Below are 17,138 nucleotides of genomic sequence, written 5' to 3'. Positions count from 1 at the left end.
TTTCCCTCACGCAGCCAGTTGTTGCGGGTTGGCTGCACGCCACATTTCACCCAATGCGCGGCGGTAGTCCGTCGGCATGATCTTTACGAATTTGCCGCGCGAGGCTTCCCAGTCGCCCAGGATCTCGCGTGCGCGGAAGCTGCCGGTGTAGCGGAAGTGGTCTTCCACCAGGCGGCGCAGGATGGTTTCGTCCGTTTCGCGTTCGCCGCCGCGCTGCGCGCTGTGCCAGGTGTCCATGCCGTTCTGGGCGACCTGCTCGGCATGCGAGACGACGGGCTCCAGTTCGACCATGGACAGGTTGGCGCGGTGCTTGAGCGTGCGCTCCGGATCCCACACATAGGCCACGCCGCCGGACATGCCGGCCGCGAAGTTGCGCCCGGTGGCGCCCAGCACCACGACGGTGCCGCCGGTCATGTACTCGCAGCCGTGGTCGCCCGTGCCTTCCACCACCGTGGCGGCGCCCGAGTTGCGCACCGCGAAGCGTTCGCCGGCCACGCCGTTGAAGAAGGCTTCGCCCGCCAGCGCGCCGTACAGCACGGTGTTGCCGGCGATGATGTGGTCGGGGCCGAAGCCGCGGAAGTCGTTGGGCGAGCGCACGATGATGCGGCCGCCCGACAGGCCCTTGCCCACGTAGTCGTTGCCTTCGCCCACCAGGTCCATCGTGATGCCGTGCGCCAGGAAGGCGCCGAAGCTCTGGCCTGCGGTGCCGTTGCACTGGATGTGGATGGTGTCGTCCGGCAGGCCCTCATGGCCGTAGCGCGAAGCGACGGCGCCCGACAGCATGGCGCCGATCGTGCGGTTGCGGTTGCGCACCGGAACGATGAACGAGACCTTCTCGCCGCGCTCCAGCGCGGGCTTGCTGCGTTCGATCAGCTGGTGATCGAGCGCGCCGGCCAGGCCGTGGTCCTGCTCTTCCGTCTGGCGCACGTCGGCATCGGACGGGGTCTGGTGGAACACGCGGGCGAAGTCCAGGCCTTGCGCCTTCCAGTGCTCCACGCCCGAACGCATGTCCAGCAGGTCGGCGCGGCCGATCAGGTCGTCGAACTTGCGGATGCCCAGCTGGGCCATGATTTCGCGCACTTCCTCGGCGATGAAGAAGAAGAAGTTCACGACGTGCTCGGGCTTGCCCTGGAATTTCTTGCGCAGCGCCGGATCCTGCGTGGCCACGCCCACCGGGCAGGTGTTCAGGTGGCACTTGCGCATCATGATGCAGCCTTCGACGACCAGCGGCGCGGTCGCGAAGCCGAATTCGTCGGCGCCCAGCAGCGCGCCGATGACGACGTCGCGGCCGGTCTTCATCTGGCCGTCGGCCTGCACGCGGATGCGGCTGCGCAGGCGGTTCAGCACCAGCGTCTGCTGCGTTTCGGCCAGGCCCAGTTCCCAGGGGGTGCCGACGTGCTTGATGGAGGACACCGGCGAGGCGCCCGTGCCGCCGTCATGGCCGGCGATCACGACGTGGTCGGCCTTGGCCTTGGCCACGCCCGCGGCCACCGTGCCCACGCCCACTTCGGACACCAGCTTGACCGACACCGAGGCCTTGGCGTTCACGTTCTTCAGGTCGTGGATCAGCTGGGCCAGGTCTTCGATCGAGTAGATGTCGTGGTGCGGCGGGGGCGAGATCAGGCCCACGCCGGGCACCGAGTAGCGCAGCTTGGCGATGTACTCCGACACCTTGTGGCCGGGCAGCTGGCCGCCCTCGCCGGGCTTGGCGCCCTGGGCCATCTTGATCTGGATCTGGTCGGCCGAGGATAGGTATTCGGCGGTCACGCCGAAACGGCCCGAGGCCACCTGCTTGATCTTCGAGCGCAGGGAATCGCCCTTCTTGAGCTGTACGTCCGCCTCGATGCGGTCCGAGCCCAGCACGGAGGCCAGCGTGTCGCCATCCTTGATGGTGCTCTTGCCGTCGCGCATTTCGGCGCGGTAGCGCAGTTCGTCCTCGCCGCCTTCGCCGGTGTTGGATTTGCCGCCGATGCGGTTCATGGCCACGGCCAGCACCGAGTGCGCCTCGGTGGAGATCGAGCCCAGCGACATGGCGCCGGTGGCGAAGCGCTTGACGATTTCCTTGGCGGGTTCGACGTCGTCCAGCGGAATGGCGCGCGACGGATCGAAGCGGAACTCGAACAGGCCGCGCAGGGTCATGTGGCGGCGGCTCTGGTCGTTGATGATCTGCGCGTACTCCTTGTACGTGCGGTAGTTGTTGGCGCGCGAAGCGTGCTGCAGCTTGGCGATGGAATCCGGGGTCCACATGTGCTCTTCGCCGCGCACGCGGTAGGCGTATTCGCCGCCCGCGTCCAGGTCGTTGGCCAGGACCGGGTCGGTGCCGAAGGCGGCGCGGTGCTGGCGCAGCGCTTCCTCGGCGACCTGGAAGATGCCGATGCCTTCGATGTTGGACGAGGTGCCGGTGAAATACTTGTTCACCAGGGCGCTTTGCAGGCCCACGGCTTCGAAGATCTGCGCGCCGGTATAGGACATGTACGTGGAAATGCCCATCTTGGACATGACCTTGTTCAGGCCCTTGCCGATCGCCTTGATGAAGTTCTTGACCGCCTTTTCGGGGTCGTTCATCTTGCCCAGCGATTCCAGCGCCAGATAGGGGTGGATGGCTTCGGCGCCGTAGCCGCCCAAGAGCGCGAAGTGGTGGACTTCGCGCGCCGAGCCGGTTTCCACGACGAGGCCGGTATTGGTGCGCAGGCCGGCGCGGATCAGGTGCTGGTGGACGGCGGACGTCGCCAGCAGCGCGGGGATGGCCACGCGCTCGCTATCGACCAGGCGGTCGGAAACGATGAGGATGTTGTAGCCGCTGCGCACCGCATCCACGGCGCGCGCGCACAGCGCGGCCACGCGGGCCTCGATGCCCTCGGGGCCCCAGGCGGCGGGATAGGTGATGTCGAGTTCGAAGCTGCGGAATTTCTTGCCGGTGACCTGCTCGATGTCTCGGATCTGCGCCATGGCGGCGAAGTCCAGCACCGGCTGGGACACCTCCAGGCGCAGCGGCGGGTTGACGTTATTGATGTCCAGCAGGTTCGGCTTGGGGCCGATGAAGGACACCAGCGACATCACGAGCTGTTCGCGGATGGGGTCGATCGGCGGGTTCGTGACTTGCGCGAACAGCTGGCGGAAGTAGTTGTAGAAGGGCTTGGCGCGGTCGGACAGCACGGCCAGCGGGGCGTCGTTGCCCATCGAGCCGATCACTTCCTCGCCGCTTGCGGCCATGGGTTCGAGGATGAACTTGTAGTCTTCCTGGGTCCAGCCGAAGGCCTGCTGGCGATCCAGCAGCGAGACGGACGACTGCGTGGCGACGGCGGCCTGGCGCGGGGCCGGCAGCGATTCCAGCTTGATCTGCAGGCGTTCGATCCACTGGCGGTAGGGCCGGCTGTTGGCCAGCTGCAGCTTGATCTCGGCGTCGTCGATGATGCGGCCCTGTTCCAGGTCGATCAGGAACATCTTGCCCGGCTGCAGCCGCCACTTCTTGATGATGCGGTTTTCGGGGATCGACAGCGTGCCGGCTTCGGAGGCCAGGATGACCATGTCGTCATCGGTGACCAGATAGCGGGCCGGGCGCAGGCCGTTGCGGTCCAGCGTGGCGCCGATCTGGCGGCCGTCGGTGAACGCGACGGCGGCGGGGCCGTCCCAGGGCTCCATCATGGCGGCGTGGTATTCGTAGAAAGCGCGGCGGCTTTCGTCCATCTGCGTATGCTGTTCCCAGGCTTCCGGGATCATCATCATCATGGCGTGGGCCAGCGAGTAGCCCGAGTTCACCAGCAGTTCCAGGCAGTTGTCGAACGTGGCGGTGTCCGACTGGCCTTCATAGACGATGGGGTACAGCTTCTTCAGGTCGTCGCCCAGCACGGCCGACTGCATCATGCCTTCGCGGGCGCGCAGCCAGTTGAAGTTGCCCTTGACCGTGTTGATTTCGCCGTTGTGGGCAATCATGCGGTACGGGTGGGCGAGCGGCCAGGCCGGGAAGGTGTTGGTCGAGAAGCGCTGGTGCACCAGCGCCAGCGCGGACACCGTGCGCGGATCGGCCAGGTCGCGGTAGTAGCGGCCGACCTGGTCGGCCAGCAGCAGGCCCTTGTAGACGACGGTGCGCACGGAGGCCGAGGGCACGAAATATTCCTTGCCGTGAGCAAGGTGCATGTTCTGGATGGCGTGGCTGGCGGTCTTGCGGATCACGTACAGCTTGCGCTCCAGCGCGTCCGGCACCATCACGTCGGCGCCGCGGCCGATGAACAGCTGGCGGATCACGGGTTCGCAGGCGCGCACGGCGGGCGACATGGGCATGTCGACGTCCACCGGCACATTGCGCCAGCCCAGCACGACCTGGCCTTCGGCGCGCACCGAGCGCTCCAGTTCCTGCTCGCAGGCCAGGCGCGACGCGGTTTCCTTCGGCAGGAACACCATGGCCACGCCATATTCGCCGGGCGGCGGCAGGACGATGCCCTGCTGGCCCAGTTCGTCGCGATAGAGCGCGTCGGGGATCTGGATCAGGATGCCGGCGCCGTCGCCCATCAGCTTGTCCGCGCCGACCGCGCCGCGGTGGTCCAGGTTTTCCAGGATCTTCAGGCCCTGCTGGATGATGGCGTGGCTTTTCTTGCCCTTGATGTGCGCAACGAAGCCCACGCCACAGGCGTCATGTTCGTTCTTGGGGTGGTACAGACCCTGGACCGGTGGCAGGCCGATGCGGCTGGCGTCGATGGGGGTCGCCTTGGGCGGGGGACAGGATTCGATCGGGGTGTTTTGGGGCATGGCGCGCTCCGCAGTGGGCCTGCGTCGTAATGTTGCAGTGCAGGAGACGGACAATACCCCCTGGGACAGTAGGGTGCAATAGAAATAAAAGGGGTTTGTCCCTAATATAATTTAATATCTCGCATGGGAGAGTATTAAGGGGACGCATCTAGAGCCGCGCCAGCAGCGGGCTCGCAAGGGGGTGTGCACCGGGACGGTGCATTCCGAAGGCTTGGAAGCCCATTTTCTACTTTATGCGTCCCTATTTTTCTCGTCCCGGCCAGTGGTTGGCGGGGCCGGGCGTTGCGCACACGCCAATGCCGCGGTCCGCAGCGGCGCGCAGCATTGCAGGAAAGGAAGCGAGGCGACCCGCCGCCTGGGCGGATCCAGGATCAGGTGTTCGAGGCGGAGGGGGTGGGCGTCGGGTCGGTGTCGGCGTCGGCCGGGGCCGGAGCGGCCGGCTTCTTGCGAGGACGTCCGCGCTGGCCGGGAGCGACCCGCCGGCTGGCGGTGTGGGCCAGGCTGGCGATGAAGCTGGGACCGCCCAGCGCCCATTGGCCGGAAACGGCCTGGTCGATGCGCTGGCTTTCCTCGCGCGACAGGCCGTCCTGCAGCCGCTTGCGGTAGTTGGCCTGGCGGTCGAACGGCGTGTTGCCGCAAGCCCAGTAGTCGGCGTGGTCGGATTGCCATTGCGCGGGGGCCGCGCTGGTGTTGCCGGTATGGCTGGCGGCGGACGACCAGGGCCAGGAGTCGGGATCCTGCGAGGCGCCGCTGCGCACCGGGTAGGTTTCGAGCCAGACCAGCGCGGGCAGCACCCAGGCGCCTGGCTCCAGCAGGGCGGAACGGTAACGGCCCGCGAAGACGCGGCCGCCGCGCAGCCGTGCCGCCAGGTTGCGGCCCAGCGTTTGCATCAGCCGCGGCAGGCCCTCTTCGTCTGCCGGCGTGGCCAGCAGGAGGATGCGGTCGTTGGCGAGCACCCAGCCGTGAACCGAGACACGGTGGCGTTGGGCGGATTCGCCCAGCCAGGTGGCCAGTTGGTTCAGGATGTCGGCAGGCGCGGGTTGCGACGGCGCCGCCAGCGGCTGGATGAAGTTGGCCTGCACCAATTGGGGCAGCCCAGGGGCGTACAGACGGGGCAGACGGGCCATAGTGTCAGGACTTGCGTATCCGGAAGAACGGTTGGTCTTCTCTCACGGTATATAAATAGTGCCACGGTAGGCGCTGGTCAAGTCCCGTGATCACGATATGGGCAAGGAATCGCTTTTTTTTTCGTCGTCCGTACCCGATATCGCGCAGGTTAACATTCGGCGACGGAACGTCGTACCGTGGATATACCCTAACCCGGCGACGCTTTTTTGATCCTCACGACTGGAGAATACCTATGGCCGTGGCCCTGGAACTCATTTCGCAGCATCGCTGCTTCGGTGGCTGGCAGCGTTACTACCGCCACGAGTCCACGGAGATCGGCCTGCCCATGCGGTTTTCGGTCTACGTTCCGCCGCAAGCCGAACAGGGGCCGGTTCCCGTGCTGTTCTACCTGGCGGGGCTGACCTGCACCGAGGAAACCTTCATGATCAAGGCGGGCGCCCAGCGCCTGGCCGCCGAGCTTGGCGTCATGCTGGTCGCTCCGGACACCAGCCCCCGCGGCGCCAATGTTCCCGGTGAAGACGAAAGCTGGGACCTGGGCACTGGCGCGGGGTTCTACGTCGACGCCACCGCCCCGGACTGGCGCACGCATTACCGCATGTACAGCTACGTGACGGCGGAATTGCACGGGATCGTAACGGGCGATGCCTTGCCGGGCGACGCGTCGCGCGCCGGGATTTTCGGCCATTCCATGGGCGGGCACGGCGCGCTGGTGCTGGCCCTGCGCAACCCGGGCAAGTTCCGTTCGGTATCGGCGTTCGCGCCCATCGCCGCGCCCAGCCTATGCCCCTGGGGTAAAAAAGCGTTCGGCGCCTACCTGGGCGCCGACGAGCGGGAGTGGGCCGCCTACGACGCCTCCGCGCTGATGCGCCAGGCCCGGCAGCCTTTCCCGGACGGCATCCTGATCGACCAGGGTGAGTCGGACCAATTCCTGGCAGAGCAGTTGTATCCCGAGGTATTCGAGGCGGCCTGCGCCGAGGCGGGCCAGCCGCTGGCCCTGCGGCGCCATGAGGGCTACGACCATGGCTACTATTTCATCTCGACCTTCATCGAGGATCACATCCGGTTTCACGTCGAGCGGCTTGGAAAACCGGGGGGCTGAGGCCGCTTCTATACTGGCGGGCCGCCGCCCGCGGCGTGTTCTTAACAAGGAACGCCTGACTTGATCAACGGAATCGCTCCCTTCGTCTGGATACTGCTGGGCGCCGTCGTCGTCCTGTTGCCCGGGATCGTCATGTTGCTGGGCCGGGGCGGCCCGCGCGACGAGCGCGGCCGCAAGATGTTCCAGTTCCGGCCGGTGCGCCGGCTGTTCGGCCTGATGCTGGTTCTGCTGGGCTGCGTGTCGGGCCTGCTGGCGTTGTCGTTGGTGCAGTTTTTCCGGCTGACCGCCGACGAGCCCGTCGCGCGCGTTGAAATCCGGCAGCAGGGCGAGGGCCAGTTCCAGCTTACCGCCAGCGCGCCCGGCACCGGGACCCGGCAATACGTGCTGTACGGCGACCAGTGGCAGATCGATGCCCGGGTCGTCCGCTGGCGGGTGCCGGCGCTGATGGCGGGCGTGCCGCCCCTGTACCGCCTGGAGCGGCTGTCCGGCCGCTACAGCGACGCGTCCCGCGAGGCGTCGGCCACGCGCTCGGTCCACACCCTGGACGACTGGCCCGCGCCGGATCTCGGATCCCTGAAGAAGAATTTCCCGAACTGGTTCCCTTTCGTGGATGTCCAATTCGGCAGCGGCGCCTATATGCCCCTGTTCGACGGGGCCCGCTATCAGGTCTTCCTGGACCCGCGCGGCGCCCTTTTCATCCGCCCGGACGGGGAAGCCACCGCCGAAGGGTTGAAGCGCCTGGGCTGGTAGGGGGAGGCCCCACGCTGCGCCGCCTTGGAGCGGCCCGGCGGCGGCGCGGGCCATTCCCGGGAACGGTTGGGTGTCACGAGGGGGCATGAGCCCTACGCCAAAAAATAATAGGGGATGCAACGTTTGCAAGGAAACTTTGACGCGCCGCAATAGTCGAATTAGCACTCCCATTACTAGAGTGCTAACATCGAATCCATGTCGTTACCCCTTCGCCTTCCGGAGACTCCCGCTATGAAACAACCCAGTACCTCGTTGGCCACTTCCGGCAACGCCCTGGCGTTGGCCATTGCCAATCCGGGCGCACTTGGCACGATCGACGCATACATTTCCGCGGTGAACCGCCTGCCGGTCCTGTCCGCGGAACGTGAAACCGAACTGGGCCGCCGCCTGCGCGACCAGGAAGACCTGGGCGCCGCGCGCGAGCTGATCCTGTCGCACCTGCGCCTGGTGGTGTCGGTGGCCCGGCAGTACCTGGGTTATGGCTTGCCCCACGCTGATCTCATCCAGGAGGGCAATGTCGGCCTGATGAAGGCCGTCAAGCGCTTCGACCCCGAGCGCGGCGTGCGCCTGGTGTCGTTCGCCGTGCATTGGATCAAGGCGGAAATCCACGAGTACATCATCCGCAACTGGCGCCTCGTGAAGGTCGCAACCACCAAGGCCCAGCGCAAGCTGTTCTTCAACCTGCGCAGCATGCGCCCCGACGGCCAGACGCTGGATCCCGATCAGGTCGACCACATCGCGCGCGAACTGAACGTGCGCCGCGAAGACGTCAGCGAAATGGAAGTCCGCCTGTCCGGCCGCGACATGTCGCTTGAAAACCAGGATGACGACGACGATAGCTACGCGCCCATCGCCTACCTGTCCGACGATGGCCGCCAGGAACCCACGCGGGTGCTGGAGCGCGCGGCGCGCGACCAGTTGCAGGGCAGCGGCCTGAGCGATGCGCTGGAAGCGCTGGATCCCCGTTCGCGCCGCATTGTCGAGGCACGCTGGCTGCAGGATGACGGCGGCGCCACGCTGCACGAACTCGCGCAGGAATTCGGCGTGTCGGCCGAGCGCATCCGCCAGATCGAGGCCGCCGCCCTCAAGAAGATGCGGGGCAACCTCGTCGCGGCCTGATCGGCGCGCCGAGCCTCCAAAAGGGCCGCTTTCGCGGCCTTTGTTTTTTTCGCGCCGCGCGCTGCGCATAATTTGATACAAATTCGCCCGAAATTTTTGCACCGCGCCAGAAACTTAATGAAGATAGCGTCGCCTAACTTCATGTAGACCGCGAACTTCGGTTGGCCGTCTAGTCGTCCGTCTCGGCTTCTCCTCTTTCCCCTCCCCTATGAGACGGATGTTTGCGGGGCACCATGCATATCGGTGCCCCGTTTTTTATGCCCCCACGCTGCGCACGCGTTGCGTGCTTGCTGCCCCCCGAGGGGGCTGCGCCGCCTTGGGGCGGCCCGGCGGCGGCGCGGCCATTCTTCTTCCGTGGGTCCCCTTACGCTGCGCACGCGTTGCGTGCTTGCTGCCCCCCGAGGGGGCTGCGCCGCCTTGGGGCGGCCCGGCGGTGGCCCGGCCATTCTTCTTCCGTGGGTCCCCTTACGCTGCGCGCGCGTTGCGTGCTTGCTGCTCCCCGAGGGGGCTGCGCCGCCTTGGGGCGGCTCGGCGGCGGCGCGGCTATTCTTCCGTGGGGTCCCTTACGCTGCGCGCGCCTTGTCGGCCGGCGCCAGGGCGGGATGCCATAGCGCGTCCTGCACGCGCCGCACGCCGGTGGCCATCGATCCGTCCTGGTACAGCTTGATCCAGCGATAGCCGGGCGCCATGTTGTCCACCACGTGCTTGCCGTCCCGGATGCTGAATTGGAAGCAGGTCGATGGCGTGGCCAGCATGCGCAGGTTGTGGCGGCGGCGGTCGAATTCATGATGCACGTGCCCCCACAGCAGCACGCGCACCTGAGGCCAGCGCGCCAGCATCTTGAACAACGCCTGGGGGTTGTCGATCATCATCGTGTCGTGCCAGTGGCTGTCGATCTGCATGGGGTTGTGGTGCATGGCCACCAGCGTGTGGCGGCTGGGCGCCTCGGCCAGCGCGGCCTCCAGCATGTCCAGTTCGCTGTCGGGAAGGTGGCCCGCGTTCGACCCCGGCACCGTGGTGTCCAGCGCGACGACGCGCCAGGCGCCGACGTCAGTCACCGGCGCCGACCATTCCGGCAGCTCCTGGCGCATGACGGCCGGCAGGTCATGGTTGCCGGGCAGGCAGCGCACGCACGCGCGGTCCAGCGCCGGCGCCTCCGACAGAATGGAGGCAAAGCGCCGGTAGGCCGCTGCCTCGCCGTCCTGCGACAGGTCGCCCGTGGCCAGCAGCAGGTCGGGGTGGCGGCCGTCGGCCTCGACCTGGCGCAGCACGGCGCGCAGGCTGGCGTCGGTGTCGACGCCCAGCATCGCGGTGCCGGCCGCGCCGAACAGATGGCTATCGGTCACTTGGACCAGCATGGCGGGCGCGTCGTCGCGCCGGCCCAGGGAATGGATGCGGGCCAAGTGCCGCTCCTGAAAAGTTGGTGCGATTCCACATTACCCAAAAATGCCGCGCGACGCGTTTCGCGCGCCTGTATTGGGGTAACGAAACGTGCATTCTCTACGATTCTCTACCGTTTCCGGGCGAAACCTAGGGAAAAAAGCCGCTATTCTTGTGAAACTTTACACAAGCTTCAAGATCGGACGCGGCGCTACCCATGGATGTCGGTTTTCTCGTATTCGGCCTGGCCGGTTTGCTCACGCTGGTCTGTTTCATGCCGCCCCTTGCCGGCCGCCTCAAGCTGCCGTACTCGGTCCTGCTGGCCATCGTCGGCTGCCTGCTCGGCATCATCGTGCACGTCCATGGCTGGGCGCCCAGCTGGATTGGGGACTTCCTGGACTCCCTGGAACGCTTCGAGATTTCGTCCGAAACCTTCCTGATGGTGTTCCTGCCGGTGCTGCTGTTCGAAACCGCCCTGTCCATGAACGTGCGGCGCCTGATGGACGACATCGGCCCCATCCTCATGATGGCCATCGTGGCGGTGGTGGTGTGCACCGTGGTGGTTGGCGTGACCCTGGACGCCATCTCGTCCTACGGCCTGGTGGTATGCCTGCTGCTGGGCGCCATCGTGGCGACCACGGACCCGGTGGCGGTGGTGGGCATTTTCCGTGAAGTGGGCGCGCCCAAGCGCCTGACCACCCTGGTCGAAGGCGAAAGCCTGTTCAACGATGCCGCGTCCATCGCCCTGTACTCGGTGCTGCTGGCCGTGCTGGGCGGCCATGGCGAACTGACCGCAAGCGGCATCTTCAACGATTTCATCGTGCACTTCGTCGGCGGCGGCGTGGCCGGCTTCGCGATGGGGCGCCTGGCCTGCTTCCTGTTCGCGTGGCTGCGCGGCTTCCCCACGGCGGAAATCACGCTGACGCTGACGCTGGCCTATCTGTCCTTCTTCATTTCCGAGCACTACCTGAATGTTTCGGGCGTCGTCGCCACCGTGATCGCCGGCCTGGTGGTCGGGTCCACCGGCCGCACGCGCATGTCGCCCACCACCTTCGAATACCTGTCCAGCGCCTGGGAGCAGTTCGGGTTCTGGGCCAATTCCCTGATCTTCCTGTTCGCGGCCATGCTGATCCCGAAGCTGATGGCGGCGGCCGACTGGCAGGAACTGGTGCTGGTCGCGGTGCTGTTCGTGACGACGTTGGCGGCCCGCGCCATCGTGGTCTTCGGCCTGTTGCCGCTGCTGGGCCTGACCCGGCTGGGCACCAAGGTCAGCAATCCGTACAAAGTGGTGATGCTGTGGGGCGGATTGCGCGGCGCCGTGTCGCTGGCGCTGGCGCTGGCCGTCACGGAGCAGACTGGCGTGCCCGAAGAGGCGCGCCAGTTCGTCGCCGTGGCCACCACGGGCTTCGTGCTGATCACGCTGTTCGTCAACGGGATCAGCCTGCGTCCGCTGATCCGCATGCTGGGCCTGAACCAGTTGTCGCCGGTGGAGCGCACGATCCGCAACCAGGCGCTGGCCGTGGCGCTCGAAGACCTGCAGGGCAAGACGGACGAGGTCGCCAGGACCGAGCACATCGGCACCGAGGTCCGCGACCGCATCCGCGCCGTGTTCGACGCCAGCCTGACCAGCGTGCATGACGGCCAGGTCGGCCAGATGACCGACGACCAGCGCGTCGCGGTGGGGCTGGCCATCGTGGCGCAGCGCGAAGAGGAAATGTTCTTCGACATTCTCAAGGCGCAGATCGTGGACTGGCGCATGGCCGAGGCCCTGCTGGCGCGGGCGGAGCGGCTTGAAGACGCGATCCGGCTGGGCGGCATCCCGGGCTTCGAGCGCGCCATTGTCGCCGACGTGCGCTATTCCACCGGTTTTCGCCTCGCCCTGCGCCTGCACTACCTGTTCGGATTCCAGGGCTGGCTGGCGCGCGAGCTGGGCCAGCGCTTCGCCAATCTGATGAGCAAGCGTTCGGTCGCGCAGCGCCTGATCGTCTTCGCGCGCGAACAGATCACGCCCCTGCTGGGCGAAGAGGCGACGCAGCGCATCGTGTCGCTGCACCAGCGCCGCCTGGACCTGATCGAGAACGCCATGCAGGCCCTCAACCTGCAATACCCGTCCTACGCGCAGTGGCTGCAGGAAAGCTACCTGGGCCGGGTGGCGCGCGAAATGGAACGCATCCGCTACCGCGACATGCTCGAGCAATTCCTGATCAGCGGCGAGGTGTACGCGGACCTGATGGCGCAATTGAAGAGCCGCTGGGCCCATATCGACACGCATCCGCCGCTGGACATCGAAATGAGCGCGGCGGAGCTGATCAAGCGCGTGCCCCTGTTCGAGGGCCTGTCGGCGGACTCGCTGCGGGCTATCAGCAAGCTGCTCAAGCCGCGGCTGTCGCTGCCGGACCAGCGTGTGCTCACCAAGGGCCGGCACGGCGAAGAAATGTGTTTCGTGGCGTCCGGGGCCGTGGCCGTGCACCTGCCCGACAACACAATGATCGAGCTGGGCAGCGGGGAGTTCTTCGGCGAGCTCGGGCTGCTGGGCGAACAGCAGATCGCGCCCGACGTCACCTCGCTGGGCTACAGCAAGCTGTTGATGCTGTCTTCGCGGGATTTCCACGCCTTGCTGGCGCGCGACGAGCATCTGCGCGAACGCATCCAGCTGGTGGCCAAGCAGCGCCTGCGCGCGATCGAGGTGTGGAAGCAGTTCTCGCAGGCCAACGCCACGCCCGCCCCGGCCCCTGCGCCGGCGTCGGCGCCCAGCCCGGCCCAGGCGGCGGAAGCCGCGGAGGCGGTGGGCGTGAGCGCGCCGTCGGGCGCCGAGGCGCAGGCCGCCCCTGCCGTCCAGGAAACGCCCGTTGCCGGTCCGCCGCGCGAGGATGCGCAGACGGGCGAAGTGCTGGGCGAGCCGGGCGTGGTGCCCCGCTAGGCGGGGATTTCGCCGCCCGCGCGGCGATGCATGATGTCCTCGATGATCACCAGCGCCGCTTCCAGCGTGAATTCGCCGTCCGCGATCCGGCGCACGGCCGTGGCCGCGTCGACCGTGGCGATTTCCATGACCTCGCCGTCCCGGTTGGCGGGACGGGCGTCGGCCGCCAGCACGCAGGTGCTGGTCAGTACGTCTTCGACCTGGTAGCCCTCGGGCAGGCGGCGATGGATGCGCAGGATGGTGCGCAGGGGCGAGCGCCGCGCCAAGTCGGGTTCGTCCAGCCCTGCCTCTTCCCCGCATTCGCGCACCAGCGCCAATTCCAGGTCTTCGCGGCTGCCGGCCAGCCCGCCCACCAACGTGTCCCACATACCGGGATCGGTGGACTTGCTGAGCGCGCGGCGCGCGACCCACAGGCGGCCGTCCGGCGTCCAGGCGTTCAAGTGGACGGCCTTGGTGAGCAGGCCCAGGGGGCGGACCGCCGCGCGTTCGATCACGCCCAGGGGCTCGTCGCCGTCCATGACGTCCAGCAATTCGTCGCGCCAGCCGCGCAGGCAGTTGGCTTGGCGCAACAGTTCCGCCGCCTGTTCGAGCACGCGGTCCAGGTCCGCGCCCGGCTCGATGCCCGTGCCGATGCGCAGGTCCACGCCGTCCGAGTCGATGTTCGTGGCGCCGCGCAAGGCATCGCAAGCCGCGTGCGTGGCCCAGCCGCAGCGGCGCCCCGCTATATATAGCGCGCGTGCGCCGTCGGGGGCGGGCTCTTGGGCGCGCGCGCAGAGGGCGGCGTACAAGTCGGACAACTGCTGGGGCATCGTGGGTTCGGCGTGGTGAAGTTCAGGACGATTTTATGCCAGCCGATTTCGGCCGCACGGTCAAGTGGGCGCGCGCAAGCCGAGGGCGGATTCGACAAAGTCAAGAGCACAAAATTACGTTTGTTTGCGCGTCCGCTATAATCCGGCAGTTTCTTTGTGATTTCGAGTGGGAACGACAGGGGCCGCTCTATCTCCCTGCCTCGCCCTGCCATCTAATAATTGCGCGTTGCCCGTTTCCGGTGACTTCCGCCACTAGAGAACGGACCTACGCGCCGTGTTTCGAGGTAAGCATGAAGAAGTGGAGAGGGATACTGGGGGCTTGTGCGATGCTGATTGGCAGCGTGGCGGGTGCTCAGGTGCAAGACATGCCCGGCGGCCCGAAGGTCAATCAGCTCAACCTGCATGAGGGCGTCACGGCGATTTCGCGCGACATCATGTGGTTGCATTGGATGCTGCTCACGATCTGTATCGTGATCTTCATCGGCGTCTTCGGGGTGATGTTCTACTCCATCTGGGCGCACCGCAAATCCCGCGGGCACAAGGCCGCGACTTTCCACGAGCACCTGGGCGTCGAAGTCGCATGGACGGTGATCCCGTTCATCATCGTCATCGCCATGGCGCTGCCGGCCACCAAGACCGTGGTCGCCATGAAAGACACCTCCAGCGCCGACCTCACCGTGAAGGTCACGGGCTACCAATGGAAGTGGGGCTACGAATACCTCGACGGCCCGGCGGCAGGCATCAAGTTCCTTTCCACGCTGTCGACCCCGCGCGCGCAGATCGAGAATCGCGAGCCCAAGGGCGAGTTCTACCTGATGGAAGTGGACAATCACCTGGTCGTCCCGGTGAACAAGAAGGTCCGCGTCGTCCTGACGGCCGCCGACGTCATCCATTCCTGGATGATTCCCGATTTCGGCGTGAAACAGGACGCCATCCCCGGTTTCCTGCGCGATGCCTGGTTCAATGCCGACAAACCCGGCATTTACCGCGGCCAGTGCGCGGAACTTTGCGGGAAGGATCACGCATTCATGCCCATCGTCGTGGAAGTTCTGGCGCAAGCCGACTACGATAAGTGGGTTGAAGACCAAAAGAAGAAGATGGCGGCGAACGCCGACGATCCCAATAAAGAGTGGACGGAAGCCGAACTGGTTGCCCGCGGCGAGAAGGTTTTCGCGGCGAATTGCGTTGCCTGTCACCAGGCCAACGGCAAGGGCATCCCGGGCAGTTTCCCTGCGCTTGACGGAGACAAGGTTGTTCTGGGCCCGAAGGCGGAACAGATCAACACCGTGCTGAAGGGCAAGCCCGGCACCGCGATGGCGGCATTCGGCGGGCAGCTCAACGATGTCGAGATCGCAGCGGTCATCAGCTATACGCGCCATGCCTGGAGCAATGCAGGCAAGGGGCAGGACCCGACGGTTCTACCGAAGGACGTCGCGGCTGCGCGCTGATCGCGCACCCACGTTCCTACACCGATAGAACCGGTTCCGTTTAGTTAGAGATACCCTGCCGGTCCCGTGGATCGGGGCCGGCACTCAGCAGGAAGGAGTCCATCATGAGCAGCGTCACTGTAGACCACGTGTCGCCGGGCCACGGCCACGGTCACGATGACCACCACCACGCCATCCCCACCGGCTGGCGCCGCTGGCTTTTTGCCACGAACCACAAAGACATCGGGACGATGTACCTCATCTTCTCGTTCGTCATGCTGCTGGAGGGCGGCACGCTGGCCTTGCTGCTGCGCACCGAGCTGTTCGAGCCGGGCCTGCAGTTCTTCCGCCCCGAGCTTTTCAACCAGTTCACCACCATGCACGGCCTGGTGATGGTGTTCGGCGCGGTCATGCCGGCATTCGTGGGCTTCGCGAACTGGATGATCCCGATGCAGATCGGCGCGTCCGACATGGCCTTCGCGCGCATGAACAACTTCAGCTTCTGGCTGCTGCCCGTGGCCGCCATCATGCTGACGGTGTCGTTCTTCGTGCCCGGCGGCGCCACCGCCGCCGGCTGGACCCTGTACGCGCCGCTGTCGCTGCAGATGGGCCCCGGCATGGACCTGGCGATCTTCGCGCTGCACATCATGGGCGCGTCTTCCATCATGGGCGCGATCAACATCATCGTGACCGTGCTGAACATGCGCGCGCCCGGCCTGACGCTGATGAAGATGCCGCTGTTCTGCTGGACCTGGCTGATCACCGCCTTCCTGCTGCTGGCCGTGATGCCGGTGCTGGCCGCCGCCATCACCATGGTGCTGACCGACCGCCATTTCGGCACGGGCTTCTTCAATGCCGCCGCGGGCGGCGATCCGGTCCTGTACCAGCACGTGTTCTGGTTCTTCGGGCACCCCGAGGTCTACATCATGATCCTGCCGGCTTTCGGCATCGTGTCGGCCATCGTTCCCGCCTTCGCCCGCAAGAAGCTGTTCGGCTACGCCTCCATGGTCTATGCCACCGCTTCCATCGCCGTGCTGTCCTTCATCGTGTGGGCGCACCACATGTTCACGACGGGCATGCCGGTGACGGGCCAGCTCTACTTCATGTACGCCACCATGCTCATCTCCATCCCCACCGGGGTGAAGGTGTTCAACTGGGTCGCCACCATGTGGCGCGGCTCCATGACGTTCGAAACCCCGATGCTGTTCTCGATCGGCTTCATCTTCGTGTTCACCATGGGCGGCTTCACCGGGCTGATCCTGTCGGTGGCGCCCATCGACATCCAGGTACACGACACGTACTACGTGGTCGCCCACTTCCACTACGTGCTGGTGGCGGGCTCCCTGTTCGCCCTGTTCGCCGGCGCCTACTACTGGGTGCCCAAGTGGACGGGCCGCATGTACAGCGAAAAGCTGGGCAAGCTGCACTTCTGGTCCACGCTGATTTCGTTCAACGTGACCTTTTTCCCGATGCACTTCCTGGGCCTGGCCGGCATGCCGCGCCGCTACGCCGACTACGCCGGGCAGTTCACGACCTTCCACCAGATGGCCACCATCGGCGCGTTCTGGTTCGGCCTGTCGCAGCTGATCTTCCTGTGGGCGATGCTGCGCTGCTACGCGGGCAAGGGCGAGCCGGCCTCGGCCAAGCCGTGGGAAGGCGCCGAGGGCCTGGAATGGACGGTGCCGTCGCCGGCTCCCTTCCATACCTTCGAAACTCCGCCCGAAGTGAAGTAAACACGCTTTCATGATCCAGGTAGCACA

The 17,138-nt window shown here is 66.1% G+C and carries 10 protein-coding genes; 6 read left to right on the top strand and 4 right to left on the bottom strand.

The features are described 5' to 3' along the window. Nucleotides 1-6: 6 nt before the first annotated feature. Together ACN6PJ_RS09810 and ACN6PJ_RS09805 are read right to left on the bottom strand one after the other, a co-directional pair. Nucleotides 7-4,746, bottom strand: coding sequence for a glutamate synthase-related protein (locus ACN6PJ_RS09810; protein WP_427995677.1), 4,740 nt, complete (start codon nucleotides 4,744-4,746; stop codon nucleotides 7-9). Between the two features lie 371 nt (nucleotides 4,747-5,117). Beyond that, entirely contained in the window at nucleotides 5,118-5,873 is a 756-nt protein-coding gene (locus tag ACN6PJ_RS09805) for a transposase (protein ID WP_427995676.1), read from the bottom strand. Nucleotides 5,874-6,106: 233 nt separating this feature from the next. Between ACN6PJ_RS09805 and fghA the strand changes: the two genes are divergently transcribed. From fghA to rpoH, 3 genes are all read left to right on the top strand, one after another. After that, on the top strand, nucleotides 6,107-6,973 hold the full coding sequence (gene fghA, locus ACN6PJ_RS09800; protein ID WP_427995675.1) for an S-formylglutathione hydrolase: 867 nt from the start codon (nucleotides 6,107-6,109) through the stop codon (nucleotides 6,971-6,973). A 60-nt stretch (nucleotides 6,974-7,033) separates the two neighbouring features. After that, a complete protein-coding gene (locus ACN6PJ_RS09795) occupies nucleotides 7,034-7,723 on the top strand; it encodes a hypothetical protein (protein ID WP_427995674.1) in 690 nt (229 codons plus the stop codon). Nucleotides 7,724-7,954: 231 nt separating this feature from the next. Further along, nucleotides 7,955-8,842, top strand: coding sequence for an RNA polymerase sigma factor RpoH (gene rpoH / locus ACN6PJ_RS09790; protein ID WP_427995673.1), 888 nt, complete (start codon nucleotides 7,955-7,957; stop codon nucleotides 8,840-8,842). A gap of 563 nt (nucleotides 8,843-9,405) precedes the next feature. Here rpoH and cpdA read toward each other — a convergent pair. Further along, nucleotides 9,406-10,245 carry a 3',5'-cyclic-AMP phosphodiesterase gene (cpdA, locus tag ACN6PJ_RS09785; RefSeq protein WP_427995672.1) on the bottom strand — a complete coding sequence of 280 codons (840 nt, stop codon included), beginning with the start codon at nucleotides 10,243-10,245 and terminating at the stop codon, nucleotides 9,406-9,408. Between the two features lie 194 nt (nucleotides 10,246-10,439). Here cpdA and ACN6PJ_RS09780 point away from each other — a divergent pair, with 194 nt between their 5' ends. Further along, the gene (locus ACN6PJ_RS09780; RefSeq protein WP_427995671.1) at nucleotides 10,440-13,142 is read left to right on the top strand and encodes a cation:proton antiporter; all 2,703 of its coding nucleotides are present in this window, start codon (nucleotides 10,440-10,442) and stop codon (nucleotides 13,140-13,142) included. Here ACN6PJ_RS09780 and ACN6PJ_RS09775 read toward each other — a convergent pair. Further along, entirely contained in the window at nucleotides 13,139-13,951 is an 813-nt protein-coding gene (locus ACN6PJ_RS09775; protein WP_427995670.1) for an NUDIX domain-containing protein, read from the bottom strand. The genes ACN6PJ_RS09780 and ACN6PJ_RS09775 overlap by 4 nt on opposite strands. 290 nt (nucleotides 13,952-14,241) lie before the next feature. On the opposite strand from ACN6PJ_RS09775, the gene coxB reads away from it, so the two are divergent. Together coxB and ctaD are read left to right on the top strand one after the other, a co-directional pair. After that, nucleotides 14,242-15,399, top strand: coding sequence for a cytochrome c oxidase subunit II (gene coxB / locus ACN6PJ_RS09770; protein ID WP_427995669.1), 1,158 nt, complete (start codon nucleotides 14,242-14,244; stop codon nucleotides 15,397-15,399). Nucleotides 15,400-15,503: 104 nt separating this feature from the next. Next, nucleotides 15,504-17,111 (top strand): cytochrome c oxidase subunit I, encoded by a 1,608-nt coding sequence (gene ctaD / locus ACN6PJ_RS09765; RefSeq protein ID WP_129529274.1) that lies wholly within the window; start codon nucleotides 15,504-15,506, stop codon nucleotides 17,109-17,111. Nucleotides 17,112-17,138 lie beyond the last annotated feature (27 nt).

Source organism: Achromobacter sp. (genome assembly GCF_050285585.1).
Classification (GTDB): Bacteria; Pseudomonadota; Gammaproteobacteria; order Burkholderiales; family Burkholderiaceae_B; genus Achromobacter.
This window is presented reverse-complemented; position numbering and strand designations above follow the sequence as displayed.